Origin of the sequence: uncultured Thomasclavelia sp., assembly GCF_944324745.1 — a bacterium.
GTDB lineage: Bacteria > Bacillota_I > Bacilli_A > Erysipelotrichales > Coprobacillaceae > Thomasclavelia.
Map to the genome: position 1 here is coordinate 1 of NZ_CALUXO010000048.1, position 19844 is coordinate 19844.

General features: G+C 33.4%; 17 protein-coding genes, 1 pseudogene and 1 other annotated feature. Of the genes and pseudogenes, 1 reads left to right on the forward strand and 17 read right to left on the reverse strand.

The genetic code is table 11. The annotated features are described in order from the left end of the window. From Q0K54_RS05665 to pgk, 14 genes and pseudogenes are all read right to left on the reverse strand, one after another. Positions 1-236, reverse strand: a pseudogene (locus tag Q0K54_RS05665) (30S ribosomal protein S12); the annotation flags it as partial. Positions 237-497: 261 nt separating this feature from the next. Next, complete coding sequence (rpoC, locus tag Q0K54_RS05670) at positions 498-4172, reverse strand: DNA-directed RNA polymerase subunit beta' (RefSeq protein WP_294578905.1); 3675 nt, start codon at positions 4170-4172, stop codon at positions 498-500. Positions 4173-4183: 11 nt separating this feature from the next. Beyond that, positions 4184-7864, reverse strand: coding sequence for a DNA-directed RNA polymerase subunit beta (gene rpoB, locus Q0K54_RS05675; protein ID WP_294578907.1), 3681 nt, complete (start codon positions 7862-7864; stop codon positions 4184-4186). Positions 7865-8026: 162 nt separating this feature from the next. Continuing rightward, a complete protein-coding gene (locus Q0K54_RS05680; RefSeq protein ID WP_294578910.1) occupies positions 8027-8620 on the reverse strand; it encodes a class I SAM-dependent methyltransferase in 594 nt (197 codons plus the stop codon). 47 nt (positions 8621-8667) lie between these two features. Next, on the reverse strand, positions 8668-9036 hold the full coding sequence (gene rplL, locus Q0K54_RS05685) for a 50S ribosomal protein L7/L12 (protein ID WP_294578912.1): 369 nt from the start codon (positions 9034-9036) through the stop codon (positions 8668-8670). Positions 9037-9068: 32 nt separating this feature from the next. Then, entirely contained in the window at positions 9069-9623 is a 555-nt protein-coding gene (gene rplJ / locus Q0K54_RS05690; RefSeq protein WP_294578914.1) for a 50S ribosomal protein L10, read from the reverse strand. 42 nt (positions 9624-9665) lie between these two features. Continuing rightward, positions 9666-9792 (reverse strand) — a sequence feature (ribosomal protein L10 leader region). 14 nt (positions 9793-9806) lie between these two features. Next, positions 9807-10490, reverse strand: a complete 684-nt coding sequence (gene rplA, locus Q0K54_RS05695) for a 50S ribosomal protein L1 (RefSeq protein WP_294578917.1) — start codon at positions 10488-10490, stop codon at positions 9807-9809. A 75-nt stretch (positions 10491-10565) separates the two neighbouring features. Beyond that, positions 10566-10982: a 50S ribosomal protein L11 gene (gene rplK / locus Q0K54_RS05700; protein WP_294578920.1), complete on the reverse strand. Its 417-nt coding sequence runs from the start codon at positions 10980-10982 to the stop codon at positions 10566-10568. 180 nt (positions 10983-11162) lie between these two features. Beyond that, on the reverse strand, positions 11163-11909 hold the full coding sequence (locus Q0K54_RS05705) for a transglutaminase family protein (RefSeq protein WP_294578923.1): 747 nt from the start codon (positions 11907-11909) through the stop codon (positions 11163-11165). A 22-nt stretch (positions 11910-11931) separates the two neighbouring features. Beyond that, positions 11932-12606: an alpha-E domain-containing protein gene (locus Q0K54_RS05710; RefSeq protein ID WP_294578925.1), complete on the reverse strand. Its 675-nt coding sequence runs from the start codon at positions 12604-12606 to the stop codon at positions 11932-11934. Then, a complete protein-coding gene (locus tag Q0K54_RS05715) occupies positions 12588-13901 on the reverse strand; it encodes a circularly permuted type 2 ATP-grasp protein (protein ID WP_294578928.1) in 1314 nt (437 codons plus the stop codon). Before Q0K54_RS05715 ends, Q0K54_RS05710 begins: the two co-directional genes overlap by 19 nt. Positions 13902-14016: 115 nt before the next feature. Beyond that, positions 14017-14400, reverse strand: coding sequence for a desulfoferrodoxin family protein (locus tag Q0K54_RS05720; RefSeq protein ID WP_294578931.1), 384 nt, complete (start codon positions 14398-14400; stop codon positions 14017-14019). 171 nt (positions 14401-14571) lie between these two features. Beyond that, a complete protein-coding gene (gene tpiA / locus Q0K54_RS05725) occupies positions 14572-15315 on the reverse strand; it encodes a triose-phosphate isomerase (RefSeq protein WP_294578933.1) in 744 nt (247 codons plus the stop codon). Between the two features lie 15 nt (positions 15316-15330). Continuing rightward, the gene (gene pgk, locus Q0K54_RS05730) at positions 15331-16515 is read right to left on the reverse strand and encodes a phosphoglycerate kinase (protein WP_294578936.1); all 1185 of its coding nucleotides are present in this window, start codon (positions 16513-16515) and stop codon (positions 15331-15333) included. A gap of 83 nt (positions 16516-16598) precedes the next feature. Here pgk and Q0K54_RS05735 point away from each other — a divergent pair, with 83 nt between their 5' ends. Next, complete coding sequence (locus Q0K54_RS05735; RefSeq protein WP_294578937.1) at positions 16599-16910, forward strand: rhodanese-like domain-containing protein; 312 nt, start codon at positions 16599-16601, stop codon at positions 16908-16910. A gap of 43 nt (positions 16911-16953) precedes the next feature. On the opposite strand, the gene Q0K54_RS05740 is transcribed toward Q0K54_RS05735, so the two are convergent. From Q0K54_RS05740 to Q0K54_RS05750, 3 genes are all read right to left on the reverse strand, one after another. Then, positions 16954-17808, reverse strand: a complete 855-nt coding sequence (locus Q0K54_RS05740; protein ID WP_294578940.1) for a YitT family protein — start codon at positions 17806-17808, stop codon at positions 16954-16956. A 124-nt stretch (positions 17809-17932) separates the two neighbouring features. Continuing rightward, entirely contained in the window at positions 17933-18823 is an 891-nt protein-coding gene (locus Q0K54_RS05745) for a PHP domain-containing protein (RefSeq protein ID WP_294578943.1), read from the reverse strand. Continuing rightward, entirely contained in the window at positions 18823-19809 is a 987-nt protein-coding gene (locus Q0K54_RS05750) for an ROK family protein (protein ID WP_294578945.1), read from the reverse strand. The genes Q0K54_RS05745 and Q0K54_RS05750 overlap by 1 nt, the downstream gene beginning before the upstream one ends. Positions 19810-19844: the final 35 nt, after the last annotated feature.

Below are 19844 nucleotides of genomic sequence, written 5' to 3' on the forward strand. Positions count from 1 at the left end.
TATGCAGTTACTTCCATACCATTAGATAATCTAACACGGGCATATTTACGTAATGCTGAGTTAGGTTTCTTAGGTGTCATAGTAGCAACACGTGTACAAACCCCACGTTTTTGAGGTGAATTAGTAACTGTTGGTCTTTTTGCCAATGAGTTATAACCTCTGTTTAACGCTGGTGATTTTGATTTTGTAGTTTTGTCAGTACGACCCTGTCTAACTAATTGGTTAATAGTAGGCATTCATGTTCTCCTTTCTTAATTTTTTTAACACACAATCCCGGGTGTTTCATTTTTTTCAATAAACAATGCGCCTTCTTGCAGGCACCTATGATATATTAAAATATTTATGAAAATATGTCAATCATTTTTTTAGAAAATTTTGATTTTTTCATCTTTTTTTGTCCTTATTAAGTAATTAACTTTTTAGAAAACTATCACAATAATAACTTTTATATTTAAATAAAGAGATACTCTTAACTTAAGAGTATCTCATGTATATTTTTATCCGACTTGATCAATTGGCTGATCATTACTTTCATGTTCAGCTTCAATTGTATCATCAAATGTTTCTTGATTAGCTTTCATAGCTTCTTCAGCTTCTTTAGCTAAAGTTTCAGGTGATTTTAATGGTCCACGGATTCCTGTTCCAGCTGGGATCAGTTTTCCAATTAAAACATTTTCCTTTAATCCTTTTAAATGATCTTTTTTACCTTTAATAGCTGCATCAGTTAAAATCTTAGTAGTTTCCTGGAATGAAGCTGCTGATAAGAAAGATTCAGTTTCCAATGAAGCTTTAGTAATACCTAATAAAACTGGTCGAGCAACGGCTGGATGTTTACCAGCTTTAAGAACTTCTTTATTAAGTTTTGTAAAGGCATTAATATTAATATTTGTACCAGGTAGACAACCAGTTTCGCCACCTTCGATAATTTTCATTTTCCGTAACATTTGTTTTACGATAATTTCAATATGTTTATCAGAAATTTCGATACCTTGGATACGATATACTTGTTGTGCTTCTTTGATAATATAATTTTCAACGGCTTCAACATCAGCTACTGACAATAATTCTTTTGGATCAATAGATCCGGCAGTAACTTTATCACCAATATTAACTTTATCACCAATTTCTACTTGGATTTTAGCGCCGTAAGGAGCTAAATAACTACGAGTTTCTAAATCATTTGTAATAACAACTTCAATTCTTCCATTATTATCAATTAAATTAGTAACCTCACCTTCGATTTCACTAATAATTGATTTAGCTTTTGGATTTCTGGCTTCAAATAACTCTTGGATACGAGGTAACCCTTGAGTGATATCAGCTCCACCGGCAACTCCACCATCATGGAAAGTACGCATTGTTAACTGAGTACCAGGTTCACCGATTGATTGAGCAGCCATGATACCTACTGCTTCTCCTAACTCAACAACGCTACCAGTTGCTAAGTTACGACCATAACATTTACGACAAATACCGCCTTCGGCAATACATCCTAAAACTGAACGAATTTCAACTTCTTTGATTCCAGCATTTACAATTTCATCAGCTGTAGTTTCATCGATCATTTCACCACCAGGTACAATTACCCGTTTAGTTTCGGGATCAATGACATCTTTTTGAGCAAAACGTCCAATTAAACGATCTCGAAGTGGTACGATAACTGATTGATCTTCGTTATTATATAATTCAGTAACTACAAAACCACGATCAGTTCCACAGTCATCTTCAGAAATAATAACTTCTTGAGCTACATCTACTAAACGTCTTGTCAGATAACCTGAATCGGCTGTCTTTAAGGCAGTATCTGTAGATCCTTTACGAGCACCATGGGTAGAAATAAAGAATTCTGACGCTGTTAAACCTTCTCTAAATGAAGATTTAATTGGTAACTCGATTGTTTCCCCTTTTGGATTTGACATCAAACCACGCATACCTACTAATTGGGTAAAGTTTGAAAGTGATCCACGGGCTCCAGAATCAGACATGATGAAGATAGGGTTACGGCTATCAGCTTCGAACTCTTGACGAACGACTTCTTGAACTTCGTCTTTTACATCTGTCCATAATTTAATAACGTTTTGATGTCTTTCTGATGCTGTTAATTTACCTTTGTTATAGAATTTATTAATTTGTTCTAGTTTAGCATCAGCTTCATCAAAAATTGAATACTTAGCTTCAGGTACTTGGATATCGTATACAGATACGGTAGTACCAGCAATTGTTGAATAATAGAATCCTTGGTCTTTCAATTTATCAAGCATTAAACTTGTATCAGACATCGCTTCGTGTTTGAACACTTCATCGATAATTTTACCAAGTGATTTTTTATTCAATGGTTTTATAATTTCTTGATTCTTAATATGTTCTTTGATGTTTGTTCCCATAGGGACAAAATACTTATCAGGTGTTGCTGTTAAGTTTTCATCACTTGGATCATTAATGAATGGGAATTTTCCATCAAAGATATCATTAAAGAAAATCTTACCAACAGTTGTAATTAAATAGCACTCATTTTGTTCTTTAGTAAATGTTTTATTCTTTAAAGAACCAGCTTTAATTGCAACACGAGTGTGTAAATCAACTGTTTTAGCAAAATATGCATGATCAACTTCATTACGATCTGCAAAGACAGTTCCTTCACCAATTCCGCCTTCATCTTCAAGAGTTAAGTAATAATTTCCTAATACCATGTCCTGAGAAGGGGTTACGATTGGTTTACCATCTTTTGGTCCTAAGATATTGTTAGAACCTAACATTAATTGACGAGCTTCTTGAATTGCTTCTTCACCTAATGGAACGTGTACCGCCATTTGGTCACCATCGAAATCGGCATTGAAAGCTGGTGTAACCAACGGATGCAAACGAATTGCACGACCTTCTACTAATTTAGGTTCGAATGCTTGAATACCTAAACGGTGTAATGTTGGCGCCCGGTTTAATAAAACTGGATGTTGTTGGATTACTTCTTCAACAATTGGCCAAATTCGGTCATCCATTTTGTCAATTAATCTTTCAGCTGCTTTAATATTTGTTGCTAGTTCATCACGAACTAAACCATTAATTACAAATGGTTTAAACAAGTTTAAAGCCATTTCACGTGGGATACCACATTGATACATTTTCAAATCAGGTCCTACGGCAATTACAGAACGTCCAGAATAGTCAACACGTTTACCTAATAAGTTTTGACGGAAACGTCCTTGTTTACCTTTAAGAGTATGACTTAATGATTTTAAAGCCCGTCCTCCAGCACCAGTAATTGGTTTTGAACGTCTTCCATTATCAATTAAAGCATCAACTGCTTCTTGTAACATTCTCTTTTCGTTTTGAACGATAATTGATGGAGTTCCTAATTCTAATAATTTCTTTAAACGGTTATTACGAGTAATAACACGACGATATAAATCATTTAAATCTGAAGTTGCGAATCTACCACCATCCAATTGTAACATTGGTCTTAAATCAGGTGGAATAACTGGTAATGCTTCTAAAATCATCCATTCAGGTTGATTATCAGAAGTTCTAAAAGCATTAATTGCTTCTAATCGTTTTAATAACTTAGATCTCTTTTGCCCTTGAGCTTCTTTTAATTCTTTGCTTACTTTATTAAATTCAGCTTCAAGATCTACTTGTTTTAACAATGTTTGAATTGCTTCAGCGCCAATTTGGGCTTCAAATGTATGTCCAAATTGTTCAAAACATTTACGATAGTCTCTTTCTGACAATACTTGTTTATACTCTAAAGGTGTACTTCCTTTATCAATTACAACATAAGAAACGAAATAGATAATCTCTTCTAGTTGTTTTGGTGACATATCCAAGATTAATCCCATTCTTGATGGAATACCTTTTAAATACCAAATATGAGCAATTGGAGTAGCTAATTCAATATGCCCCATTCTTTCACGTCTAACTGCTGATTTAGTAACCTCAACACCGCAACGATCACATACAACACCTTTATAACGTACTTTTTTGTATTTTCCACAGCTACATTCCCAGTCCTTAGAAGGACCGAAAATTCTTTCACAGAATAATCCATCCTTCTCTGGTTTTTGAGAACGATAGTTGATGGTTTCTGGTTTCTTTACTTCACCATAAGACCATTCGCGAATCTTTTCAGGGGATGCTAAGCCAATTTGAATTGCTGAGAAATTATTTGTAGTTGCCATCTTTTTTCCTCCTATAATGATTCACTTTCATCAAAGTCTTCATCAATATCTTCTATATTTTCAATAACATCACTATCATCATCTTCAGCACCATTAACTTCCAAATCATCTTCAGCAATTTCTTCGCTGATATCATCTTTAGTTGATGGTTTTGCTGTATCAATTACTTCATCTTTGTCGATACTACGTGGGAAACGATGTTCCTCTTCTTCAATATTACGCATATCTACTTCATTATCATTTTCATCTAATAAACGGACATCTAAAGCTAATGCTTGTAATTCCTTTTTCAATACTCTAAATGATTCAGGTAATCCTGGTTCTGGAAGTGGTTGTCCTTTAACGATTGCTTCGTAAGTTTTAACACGACCAACAACATCATCTGACTTAACTGTTAAGATTTCTCTTAAAGTATAAGCAGCACCATAAGCTTCAAGAGCCCAAACTTCCATTTCCCCAAATCTTTGTCCACCATTTTGAGCTTTACCTCCTAATGGCTGTTGAGTAACTAATGAGTATGGACCGACAGAACGAGCATGTAATTTATCATCAACCATGTGGGCTAATTTGATCATATACATGATTCCAACTGAAATCTTGTTATCATAATACTCACCTGTTTGTCCAGAGATAACTGGTTGCTTTCCATCTTTTGACATTCCGGCTTCTGCCATAATATCTTCTAGATCTTTAGGATGTAACCCATCAAAAGCTGGAGTAGCGATATATAATCCAAGTTGTTTAGCTGCATATCCTAGATGCAATTCCAATACTTGTCCAATGTTCATACGAGATGGTACCCCTAATGGGTTTAACATGATATCTAAAGGTGTTCCATCTTCTAGATGTGGCATATCTTCAATTGGTAAGATTTTAGAGATAACCCCTTTATTACCATGACGCCCAGCCATTTTATCCCCTTCAGAAATCTTTCTCTTTTGAACAATATATACTTTAACAACCTTATTTACACCTGGTTGTAATTCATCACCGTTTTTTCTTTCAAATACTTTAATATCATGAACGATACCAGCCCCACCATGAGGAACACGTAATGAATTATCTTTTACTTCACGTGATTTTTCACCAAAGATTGCCAGTAATAGTTTTTCTTCAGCTGATAATTCAGCTTGCCCTTTTGGCGTAACTTTACCTACTAGGATGTCTCCTTCTTTAACTTCAGCTCCAATCATGATAATACCATCACTATTTAAGTTTTTACGAGCTTCATCACCAACATTTGGGATATCTCTTGTAATTTCTTCTGGTCCTAATTTAGTATCACGACATTCAATTGAATATTCATCAATATGAATTGATGTATAAACATCATCTTTAACTAATCTTTCTGACATAATAACGGCATCTTCGTAGTTATATCCGTTCCATTCCATGAATCCAACTAAAACGTTTTGTCCTAGTGCTAATTCACCTTGTTCCATAGCAGGTCCATCAGCAATAATTTGACCTTTAACGATTTGTTCACCAGTTTTTACAATTGGTTTTTGATTAATACAAGTACCGTTATTAGAAATCTTGAATTTAGCTAAACGATAACGATGTTCAACTGCTTCTTCATCTTCAATAATAATCTTTTTAGCGTCAACATATTTAACAACACCGTCAACGCGTGAAACGACAGCGGCACCTGAGTCACGAGCAGCCTGATATTCCATTCCAGTACCAACAAATGGTGTGTGTGGATTTAATAAAGGTACTGCCTGACGTTGCATGTTGGCTCCCATCAAGGCACGAGTAGCATCATCGTTTTCCAAGAATGGAATACATGAAGTTGCTACCGAAACGATTTGTTTTGGTGAGATGTCGATAAAATCAACTTCTTCACGTTTAGCCATAATGTTCTCACCTAAATGACGGGCAATTACTTGTTCATCAAGAATCGTACCATTGTCATCTGTTTGAACATTTGCTTGAGCAATTACATAGTTCTTTTCTTCATCTGCTGTTAGATAACGAACGTCATTTTCGTCAATTACGCAGTTATTTACTTTACGATATGGTGTCTCAATAAAACCATATTCATTAATTTTAGCATAAGATGCTAAAGTTGAAATCAACCCGATGTTTGGTCCTTCAGGAGTTTCAATTGGACAAATTCTTCCATAGTGAGAAGCATGCACGTCACGTACTTCATAACCAGCCCGATCACGACTTAAACCACCTGGACCAAGTGCTGACAAACGACGTTTATTTGTAAGCTCAGCTAATGGATTAATTTGATCCATGAATTGTGATAACTGTGAAGATGAGAAAAATTCTTTAATTGCAGCTGTAAGTGGCCGAATATTTGTTAAAGATTGTGGTGTAATTGAATCTACTTCAGACAATGACATTCTTTCTTTAACTACACGTTCCATTCTTGATAAACCAATTCTAAATTGATTTTGAATTAATTCACCAACTGAACGAACACGACGATTTCCTAAGTGATCGATATCGTCTAATAATCCAATTCTTGCCATTAAATTAACACGGTCTTCAGCTGTTAAATCTAACGAATTATAAATATCTACTAAATTAAACATATAAGAATAAGCCGCAATCATATCAGAAATAGTTACGAATTTACTCTTTAACGATAAATCAGTTCCAATAACTCGCATTTTTTTAGATTTTGTTTCATCTACATAAACATCCAATACTTGGATGACATCATTTGATTCTAGTCGTGGATTGGTAGTTAATTTACGTGTATGAGCCCCAGCTTCTAAAACTGGTTTGATCCGATCAATTACTTCTTGAGTAATTGTTGTTCCTTCTGGGTAAACAACATTTCCATCGACATCAATTAAATCTTCAGCTAAAACACGTCCTGCAATTCGATCTAATAAACTTAACTTTTTACCAAATTTAAACCGTCCAGCTTTAGCTAAATCATATCTTTTACAATCAAAGAAACGAGTGTATAAAAGGTTATTAGCTCCCTCAAGTGTTGCTGGTTCTCCTGGTCTTAATTTGTTGTAAATTTCAATTAAAGCTTCTTCAGTATTTGTTGTATTGTCTTTTGCAAGCGTATTTGTAATATATTCATGTTCACCGAATACATCGATAATATCTTCATCACTTGAAAGCCCAAGAGCTCTAAGTAATACTGTACCTGGCATCTTACGATTACGGTCGATTCTGACATTTAAGTTATCTTTTGCATCAGTTTCGAACTCTAACCAAGTTCCTCTAGAAGGGATGATACTACCACTAAATACTGTTTTACCGCTTTTATCTAATACATCGGCAAAATAGGCACCTGGTGAACGTACTAATTGTGATACGATAACACGTTCTGCACCATTGATAATAAAAGTACCAGAATCTGTCATTAAAGGGAAATCTCCCATAAAAACTTCTTGCTCTTTTATTTCACCAGTGCTAGAATTAATTAATCTGAGTGATGCTCTAATTGGCGCTGCATAGTTAGCATCACGATCTTTACTTTCTTCAACTGAGTACTTTGCCTCATCAAAAGTACAATCGACAAATTCTAATGACAAAGTTTCATTAAAATTAGTGATTGGGTAGATATCTTCAAATACTTCTTTAATACCAACTTCCTTAAACCACTTGTATGAATTTGTTTGAATTTCAACAAGATTAGGAAGTTCTAATGATCCACTAATTCTTGAATAATTACGACGAGTAATTTTACTTTTTGCTTTAGTTACTTTGTTTTCCACGTATTAACTCCACCCCTTTATATTTCTCTATCAGAATGTTTTTGAGTGCATAAAAACTCTTTATTATAAACACTAATAGGCATTTTACAAGTCTATCATATGGACTTTTTAAAGTCAATAATTTTTCTAAAAAAAATAAAAAAACTATTGACAAATTATCATCTATTTGTTAATAGCTTTTAAAATATAATAACCTTTATCCCGTTTTACAATTGCAACATTGCCAAAAACTGTTTCAATATTCTTCTTTGCCGAAGGAGCTCCCTGCTTCTTTTGAATCACAACCCAGAGTTCACCATTTAAATTCAAATGATCTTTGGCTTCAACCAATATTTTAGTTACAACACTTTTTCCAGCTCGAATAGGTGGATTAGTTACGATTACATCATACTTTTTAGTTACATTTTGATAAACATCACTACTAAAAACATTAGCCTCAATTTGATTAGTCTTGGCATTAGCTTTAGCTAATTCAATCGCTCGACCATTGACATCTACCATATCAACATCCAAAAATGGATAAATTTTCTTCAATGAAATTCCAAACGTTCCATAACCACAGCCAACATCCAATAAACTATGTTTAGTTTCATCAAGCTCAATTGCATCTAACAATACTCTAGAACCATAATCGATCATTTTTTTAGAAAAGACCCCATTATCACTAGTAAAATAAAGATCTCGATCACGATAGTGAAAAACAAACTGCTCTGGATCACTAACTAGTTCTTGATTATCAGTATAATAATGTTTCATCTTGATTAACAAAAAGAGCCCATCGGGCTCTTTTTTATTCAGTTAAATTATTTAACTTCTACAGTTGCTCCAGCAGCTTCTAATTTTTCTTTAATTTCTTGTCCTTCAGCAGCAGGGATGTTTTCTTTGATTACTGAAGGTGCTTTGTCTACTAAACCTTTAGCATCTACTAATCCAAGTCCAGTGATTTCTCTTACTGCTTTGATAACAGCAACTTTAGTTCCACCTGGAGCAGTTAATGTTACAGTAACATTAGCTGGTTCAGCAGAAGCTTCTTCAGTTGCAGCAGCTACAGCTACAGGTGCAGCAGCAGTTACATCAAATTTTTCTTCAATTGCTTTTACTAAATCATTTAATTCTAAGATTGTAGCTTCTTCTAAGTAAGCTAAAATATCTTCATGTGTTAATTTTGCCATCTTTAATTTTCCTCCGTTTTATCTTGAGCTGACTATGCAGCTTCTGTTGTTGTTTCTTCTTTTGTTTCTTCTGTGCTTTCGCTAGCTTCAGTATTTTCACCTCTAGCATCAGCAACAGCTTGAATTACTCTTGCCACTTTTGCTACTGGTTCTTTTAACATAGCAAGTAACATAGAGTACATACCTTCACGATTAGGTAATGTAGAAATTTCTTTAACTTCATCAAGAGTTAATAATTTACCTTCAACTACAGCGCCTTTAATTACTAAAGCTTCGTGTTCTTTAGCAAATTTAGCGATAACTCTTGCTGGAGCTACAGCATCACTGTTTCCAAATGCAAGTGCGTTTGGTCCAGTTAACTGATCATTTAGTCCTTCATAAGCTGTATCTACAGTAGCTCTACGAACTAAAGAGTTTTTGTATACTTTTAATTCGCTATCTTCAGCTTTTAAGTTTTTACGTAATTCAGTCATTTCAGCAACTGATAAACCACGATATTCAACTACGACTGCTGATTGAGCTGCTTGTAATTTAGCATTAATTTCTTCAACTAAACTACTTTTTGCTTTGATTGCTTCTGTTGACATTGTTACACCTCCTGCTATTTTTTTTAATTTATATGCAACAATATACTCAAACTAAAACTCCCGTCATTAACGAGAGTTAAGCCAATATACTAGTAATATATCTTTTTAACACCTCGGTAACAAATTAAGGTTTCCCAGTTACTGTCTTGGGTATATTGATTGCGCCTATTTAATTTTTGCTAACTATTTAGCAGCCACTTTAATACTTGGTCCCATTGTTGATGTTAAAGCGATGTTTTTCATATAAACACCTTTTGAAGTAGATGGTTTGATTTTTACTAATAAATCATAAACCGCATTAAAGTTTTCTACTAATTTTTCAGCATCAAATGAGACACGTCCAATTGTCATATGGACATTTCCTTCTTTATCAGTACGATATGTAACTTTACCAGCTTTTGTTTCTTTAACTGCTTTAGCTACATCTTGTGTTACTGTTCCAGTTTTAGGGTTAGGCATTAATCCTTTAGGACCTAAAATACGTCCTAATTTCCCTAATTCAGCCATCATATCAGGAGTAGCAATCATTACTTCAAAATCAAGCCATCCTTTTTTGATGTCTTCTAAAATTTCTTTACCACCAACTACATCAGCTCCAGCATCTTTAGCTTCTTGAGCTTTGGCACCTTCAGTTACAACTAAAACTTTTTTAGATTTTCCAGTACCATTTGGTAAAACTAAAGCTCCACGTAATTGTTGGTTAGCTTGACGAGGATCTACCCCTAATTTGAATGCAACATCAACAGCTGCATCAAATTTTACTGTACTTGTCTTTTTAACTAAATCAACTGCTTCTTCAATTGAATATGCTTTTCCTTTTTCAATTAACTTAGCAGCTTCTTGATATCTTTTACTTTTCTTTGCCATTATTTATTTTTCCTCCTTAGTGGTCTAACGGAATAACCCTTCCACAAATGACGATTAATATTCTTTAATCTTAAATTACATACCTTCAACTTCAACGCCCATGTTACGAGCAGTTCCAGCGATGATTCTCATTGCTGATTCTAAATCGTTAGCGTTAAGATCTGGCATTTTGTATTCAGCGATTTCTTTTAATTTATCTGCTGATAATGTAGCAACTTTAGTAGTCCCGGCATTGCTTGAACCTTTTTGGATTCCGCAAGCTTTTTTAATCATTTCAGCTGCTGGTGCAGTTTTTAATACAAAATCAAAATCTTTATCTTCGTAAATAGTTAAAACAACTGGTACTGTTTCACCTTTACGATCTTTTGTTTGGTCATTAAATGCATTACAGAATTTAGGCATTTGAATTCCGGCTCCGGCTAAAGCTGGACCTGGTTTAGCTCCACCTGCTGGAAACTGAATCTTCATGACTCTTACAACTTTTTTACTCACGCGACATTCCTCCTATATATAAATTTGTCCGTGCTGTGGTCAAATGGACATAGTCCTTCCACGCATAATAACACATACTGCGTCAACTAAGGATTATACATTATTCTTCGATAAATGCAACACTTTTTTTAATTTTTTTTAAAATTATCTTTCCAATCAAAAAAGCAGGCAATAAACCTGCTACTTTAACTCAATTACTTTTACCGATACAGTTTGCTTTTGATTACAATTTCCAATAAACATTCCTTTATCAATAATACAATCATTATAATCTCGACCATGAGCTAATTTAAAATAATTATCATCAACTAGACGGTTATTAGTTGGATCCAAACCAAACCAAAACCCTTGATCAAAAACTTCAACCCAGGCATGAGTAGCTCCTTCGCCTACCATCATTCCAACTGCATATCGTGCCGGGATTTTTTTATACTTTAATACACTTAACATAATATGAGCATAGTCCTGGCAAACTCCCTTTTTCTGCTTAAAAGCTTCCCTGGCATTTGTGTAAACTGTAGTACTTCCTGGTTGATAGGTCATCAGATTAAAAATACGATGCATTAAATCAATCGCATAATCGCGATTATTCGTCAGCACTACTTCATCACCAAAAGCCTTAATTGCATCATCTGGTTTAGTAAGAGGAGTCTCGTATTTATATACCGGATGAAAATAATCCCAATTTTTAAGAGGCGTAGAGCTAGTCATTACTACCCCACGAACATAAAAGCGAAATTTGTTATGTTTAGTTAAAGCACTCCCAACATAAACAAGATTGCCAAATCCATCAATTATCCAGGATATATGATCGGTTGGAGTAATCGAATAGGCAACTGATTCAACTTGCTGATAAGTTCCATCTTTAGGAACACAGCGTAATTGAAACTGTTGCTCTGAGACAAAACCATCAAACTCTAGATTCATTTCATATTCAAAACTTAAACGTTTAATAGTCTTGTACCGTAAATAAAGAATTTAAATTGTTTAATTTATTGACAAAATCTAGATAATTTGCTGTTTTCTCAATTAGTAATTGATTTGTTTTTTCTAATTCAAAAACTTTCTCTAACCTTAAAATTCTATAATTCAATTGTGAAATGCTTTTTTCTAATTTGTTTTGATCATAGCCCAATCGAAAATACATATCTACCTGTTCAACATATTTACCACATTTAATAATATTCTTTTCTATCTCATCAACTGTTTCATCAACGCTGCCCCAAAAAGCAAAAATATCATCTTTGATTCGTTGTAGCTGTAAAACCGGTGCTTCTGAAAATTCCATCTTTTCAAAAACATTACTAGCTAATTGAATATATGATAATGTTGCTGAGGTAATTTCTTCTCGTAAAACAACCGCATTATCATAAGCTCTAAGTAAATTAGAAACAATTGAATCGGGATTTTCTTGATCATATAAATATGAAGTAATAAAATGGGCATCGTTAAAATAAAAATCATCGATATCCAGTTGTTTACAAAAAGTATGATAGGCATTTTGATCACCATCGATCATTCGATCAAAAATATCCTGATAAGCAGTAATAGAAATAAAAACTCTTTCAATATAACGTCCTAACCAATATAAATTATTAGCCTTTTCTATCGTGAAAGCACCCATGTATCTTTAAACCCTCCTCCTTGCGATGAATTAACCACAAACGAACCTTCATTACGAGCATACCGTGTTAAACCACTAGGCCAAACTTTTGTTTTTTCCCCTGATAAAACAAAAGCACGGAGATCAGCTTTACGCATCACTTTTTCACCATTTTCATTAACTGGTAAATCGATAAAATCAATTACTTCCTGACCTATCCAGCGTCGTGGCTGATCAATAATTAATTGTTTTAGTTTTGCCAGTTCTTCTTGATTTAAATTGGCCCCAAAAACTACTCCATAACCACCAGCTTCTGAAACATCTTTAATAACTAACTTATCTAAATTGTTGATAACGTACTCCAAATCTTCTTTAAAATATGGTAAATATGTAGGTGCATTTTTTAAAATCGGTTGTTCGTGTAAATAATATTCGATCATTTTAGGTACAAAATAATAAATTCCTTTATCATCTGCTACTCCATTTCCTGGGGCATTGATAATCGCTACATTATTAGAACGATAAACTGCCATCAAATTAGGAATTCCAATTACTGACTCTGGTAAAAAGGTCATTGGATCAAGATATTCATCAGAAATTCTCCGATACAATGATCCAACTTTAATTTTTAAACCAACATGATTTTTATAAAATAATAAATTGTTTTCAACCACCAGCTCTTGTGGTGTCGCCAATATTGCCCCAGTTTTTTCTGCTAAAAATGAATGTTCAAAATAAGCCGAATTATATCTACCCGGTGTTAAAATAACATTGATTCCATCACAATTAACATAATCCATTACCTCTTTTAGCATCTGACCATAACCACGATTATCAACAATCGAGTTGTTGATAAAGGTCATTGGAGAGGCCCTTCTAGTTAATTCTCTAGCAATCATTGGATAACTGGCCCCTGATGGTATCCGTAAATTATCTTCAAGTACATACCACTCATGATCTTTTGCTTGAACTAAATCAATCCCAGAAATATGACTATAAATTTCTTTAGGTGGTACCACGTTATAACATTCATGAAAATATCCTTTAGAAATATAAATAAACTCTTCAGGAATAATTCCATCCTTGACAATCTGTTGTTTAGTATAAATATCTTTTAAAAACATATTTAAACTGTTTACCCGTTGAATTAGTCCTTTTTCTAGATAAGCGAATTCTTTAGTTTCAATGATTCTAGGCAAGGTATCAAAAGGAAAAAAGTTTTCATGGAATTCATTATTTTTATAAATTCCAAACTTAACCCCATATCGTTTCAAAAGTTCATTGATACTCTTTTCATGTTTTATTAAACCTTCCATACAAATCCCCCAAATTTATTATATTGATAATATTTTATTATCAATATAATACTTTATCTATTGGAGATTGTCAATAAAACAAAGCATGAAAAAACCTCCAAGTTTTTTTGGAGGTTTATAACTCAACTTCTTTCTTCCACAATCCATGAAGATTACAATATTCATAAACTGTAGCTTTTCCGCTTTTTCCAGCGATATTAAATTTTGCAATTGGTTGATCATCAGCTGTTAATGTAGTTTTCATCATACTACCATCAGCAAATTCAACCCAAACATTTGAAATTAAGTGTTCTGGTGTCATTGGATGTAACACTTCACCGACTGTAGCTGTTAAATAATCACCTTCAACAGTAACTACTGGAACATGTTTTTCCACTGCTGCATCAACTACACCAGCTTCGACAACTTCCATTGGTTTACCACAGCACATCAATGGCACACCATGATCTTCAACCATTTCAACAACATTGCCACAGATTGGACATTTCAATAGTTTCATTTAAAAAACCTCCTTATTAAGTTTATTTATCCCTTGCAACCATATTATAGCACATATAAATAGTAATAGTTACTAATATGCTTTAATATTTTCAATATTTATTATAACCAGCTCTTTAACAACTAAACCGTTCAAATACAAAAAGAAGGCTCATAAAGCCTTCTTAAATGATTAACCTAAATTTTCAATCATAGCAATATATGAATCAGGTTGTAATGAAGCACCACCTACTAAAGCACCATCAATATCAGGTTGTTCTAGTAATGTTTTTAATCCTTCAGGTTTTACTGATCCACCATATTGAATTCTGATTGCATCAGCAACTTCTTGATCATATAAATCAGCAATTACACTACGGATATAAGCACAAACATCTTGTGCAATTTCGTTAGTAGCTGTTTTTCCAGTTCCAATAGCCCAAACTGGTTCATAAGCGATTACTGAACGAGCAGCACATTTTGGACATACATCTTTAAATGCAGCAACTGTTTGTTTTTTAACTACATCTTTAGTAGTTCCTGCTTCATATTCTTCTAAAGTTTCACCAACGCATACGATTGGAGTCATATCATTTTTTAATACTTGAAGCATTTTAGCATTAACTGTTTCATCAGTTTCACCGAAATACTGTCTTCTTTCAGAGTGTCCAAGAATTACCCATTCAACTCCGATTTCTTTTAACATTTCAACACTAACTTCACCAGTATATGCACCACTGTCTTTAAAGTGACAGTTTTCAGCAGCAACTAATAAGTTTTTAGCTTCTGCTTTAGCAGTTTGTAAAGCTAAATATGGAGTAGCAATTCCCCAATCAGCACTATCGCTAACTTTACCATCTACTGCTTCAACAAACGCTTTAGTTTCAGCGATTGTTTTATTCATTTTCCAGTTTCCTACAATAATTGGTTTTCTCATTATTATTTCCCCTTATTATTTATCATCAATTGCAGCAATACCAGGAAGAACTTTACCTTCCATGTATTCTAATGAAGCTCCTCCACCAGTAGAGATATGAGAAACTTTATCAGCATATCCAAGTTGCATTACTGCAGCAGCACTGTCTCCACCACCGATAATAGTGTTAGCACCGTCTAAGTTAGCTAAAGCTTCACATACTTCGATTGTTCCTTTAGCAAATGGTTCCATTTCGAATACACCCATTGGTCCATTCCAGATAACTGTTTTAGCACCTTGTAAAGCTGCTTTAATATTTTCAACTGATTTAGGTCCAATATCTAATCCCATATATACATCAGGGATATCTCCTTCAACAACTTTAATATCACCTTCAGCTGCAAAAGCATTATTAATTACTGAATCAACTGGTAATAATAATTTGTCTCCAGCTTTTTCTAAAATATCTTTAGCTACTTGGATACGATCTTCTTCAACTAAAGAGTTTCCAACTTTATATCCTTGAGCAGCAGCGAATGTATAACTCATTCCACCACCAACGATAACTTTATCAGCGATTTTTAATAAGTTTTCGATAACTAAGATCTTATCAGAAACTTTAGCTCCACCTAAAATAGCAACCATTGGTCTTTCAGGATCGTTAACTGCTTTTCCAATATAAGCAATTTCTTTTTCAACTAAGAAACCAGCAGCACTTGGTAAATGAGCAGGGATTCCAGCTGTAGAAGCATGAGCTCTGTGTACAGAACCGAATGCATCTTCAACAAATACATCACCTAAAGATGCCCAGTATTTTCCAAGTTCAGGATCATTTTTAGATTCACCTGGTTCATAACGAGTATTTTGAACTAAGATTACTGATCCAGGTTCTGCATTTTTAATTGCATCTTCTAATACAGGTCCTCTTGTAGCATTAACGAAAGTAACAGGTTTTCCTAAATGTTTTTCTAAGCAAGGAGCAACAACTGCCATATCGTTTTTAGCTTTGTCTTCTTCTGTTTTAACCTTTCCTAAGTGTGAAAATAATACGATACATTTAGGATTATGTTCTAATAGATAATTAATAGTAGGCAATGCAGCAACTACACGATTATCATTAGTAATTTCTCCAGTTTTTTTGTCTCTTGGTACGTTGAAGTCAACACGGCATAAAACAACTTTACCAGTGACTTCGATATCTTTGATTGTTTTTTTATCCATATTCAACACTCCTCCATGGCTGAATTATACCATTCTTAGGCATTGTTTTCAATTAGTTTCATACATTATAATGGAGGGAAAATATGAAAAATTATCAATTAGTTAGCGTAGATTCATTAAGAGAATTATTGCAACACGATTATCAATTCATCGATTTAAGAGAGCCCAGTCAATATAACCAACTGCATGTAAAAAAATTCGTCAATATTCCTTACAACAACTTTAGTCAATCTTTACCGAAACTTTCAAAAGACATTCCAATTTATCTGATCTGTTATAGCGGTCAAAGATCAAAAGAACTAGCCAGACAACTAAACAATTTGGGCTATCAGGCCTATAGTTTTGATGGTGGCTTTTATGCACTTATCTATCCAATTAATAATAAATATTATTAAAAAAGCTTACTATTGAAATACATAGTAAGCTTGCTTTGTTTTTTTAAAGTGGTGCGTTATAAAAACGTCCAACATATTTTTCTGATTTCGATACATTAATAATAACTTGAGGGTCAATTTCTTTCATCGCAAATATAACATCATCAACTTCATAACTAGAAACGATTGCTGTAAGTAAAGATACTGGTGTTTTTGAATAACCACCAATGCCATCTAATGCGGTAATTCCATGATGGAACTTTTTGCAATAAGCATCAATAATTTCATCTTTATGTTTGGTGTAGATATGCAACATAACTCTCTTATAACGAGTATGGAATGTTGATACCGTTTTAGTTGAAATAAACTGGAATAAAATTGAATACCCAGCAGCTTCAAAACTAAAGATAAAACCGAAGATAATTAACATACAGGCATTAAAAACAAAAACCTGATCCCAGATTTCACGACCGCTTTTATTAGAAACATATAAAGCGATAAAATCGGTTCCACCACTTGAAGCATTTCCTTTTAAGGCAATGGCAATACTGCTACCAAAAAGGAAACCACCAAATATTACATTTAAAATCGTGTCATCAAACAATTCAACTCGTGGCATCAACGCTAAAAAGAACGATGTCAAACCAACTTGTAATAATGAAAAGAAAACAAATCTTGTCGAAATCTTTTTAGCACAGAACAATGCTACTGGAATATTTAAACACAACAGACCAATCGATGTTGGTAAACTACCACCTAACAATTCGGCTATCATGTCTGCCATTAAGGCAATCCCCATAAAACCACCAGATATTGTTCCTGCAGGTCGTACTAAGTTTTTAGTTGCAAATGCCATAACTAGCGCTGATATAATAACGGCCCCAAAACTAATAATAGTCTTTTTCTTTCGTATATCCATCTTACAACCCTTCTTTATTTTCGCCACGATTATAACACATACATTGTATTAATTAAAGAACAATTTCGTTATTTTTTAATTAAGAAAAAACAGTCAATTTTTTTAGCTATTTTTTCTTCCAAAATTAAATCAATTTATAGTCCTGCAATTGCTTTTCAATCGCACTTTCATCAATAGTACAACGACATTCTCCTAATTCAATCGCTGGTTTAGTTTTTCCATGAAAATCACTGCCACAAGTAATTAAAATATGATGTTTTTTACCAGCGTTATAAAAATATTCTACTGTTTCTTTACTATGATAATTACTGAACGCTTCGACTCCTTCAACCCCTAAAGCAACCATCTCATCGAAAACTTCAAAATTTCCTTTCAAGTTATTTCCTGGATGGGCCAATACCACTGTTCCACCATGTTTTTTGATTAAATCAATGGTTTCTTTCAAACTTGGATAAACTATTTTAGTATAACATGGTTTTCCTTGAGCATAATAATCCCAATAAAAATTAACATATGGGTTATCACTGCGACTGCCACCTTCACGATAAGGTTTTAACAAAGGATGATCTAGATAACGCTGATCGTTTAATAAAACTTCGCCAAACATTTCACCAGTATAAACCCCATTATCAGTTAATTTATCTAAAGCTTCTACATCAACATCAAAACCTAACTTATTTGTCAATGCAATTTTTTCTTTAGAACATTTTAACTCCTGATCTAAAACATTTTGTTCCAAAGCTTTAAAATCATCATGATGATAATCAATTCCATAACCTAAGACATGTAAATTAATTCCGTTATAAGTACAATCAATTTCTGTGGCACTAATATATTTAATATCATATTTTTTAGCCATTTCTTTAGCTTCATCAATTGCTTTTACACTATTATGATCAGCGATAGCCATGATCCTGATTCCTGCTTGATGACACATTTCTACTAATTGAGTTGGTGTAAACTCACCATCGTCACTATATTTTGAATGCATATGTAAATCAATATATTTTTCCATTACTCTTCTCCATTTCTTAATCTCTTTAAAATAAGCTCACTTCCAAGTACATATAAGCCCCGATAAATCAACTCATCAATTTTTTTAACGAAAATAATTTGTGGCTGGTGTTCTTTTGATAAATAAAGATCTAAATTAAAATTGTCTAAATCAGTAATAACATCACTACTGATTCCCACTATCTCGGGATTAATTACACAACATAAACTAACTAATTGTTTAATCAACAATTCTTTAGGATTTTGTTGCAACAATCGATCTTGTTGTTCATGGCTTAAAAAAGGCAAATATCTTAGTTCACCGGCAAAATTAGAAAACCCTTTACATAATTGATGATTGATCATCATACTACAACCAATATATTTTATTCGGGGCTGATACATATATGCTAAATAATCACAATCAGGATAACTTTGACTAAATCCAATTCCGGCTACATTAACATCATTTTCAATGATTACCGCTAAATGATATTTATTATCTAAAACTTGTTTTAAATCAAGATTAGCTAATAATTCAAAATCACAAATATCGATTTTCCCTTCGTTACTAACACCTGGAAGACTAATAACCAGAGTAGTAATTTTTAGATCATGATCAATTAAATAATCGATTGCTTTACACAAATCATCTAAACTACCATCTTGACTTTCAACTGTATTTTCAAAAACCTTTTTCCCTAATAAATCAACACTTTTTATTTTAAAATAATAATTTGCCTGATCTCGTTTTAAAACTATCAAACCAAGATGTTTAAAATCAACATTTAAACTGTACTGTTTAGATTTACGACCACCAGTCGATTTAGCTTGACCTGTCAATTTAATTTCACCATTTTTTAACAGCCATTGTAAAACATTAGTAGTCGCTGCTAATGATAGATTGGCTTGCTTCGCCAACTCATTTTTAGTCCAAATTTTACCATCATAAAAACATTTACGAACCCGATGAATATTTTCGTCTTTTAATTCCGTTACTTTAGTCACAGCATCACCCCTCAAACTTTCGTCAACTCTTAACG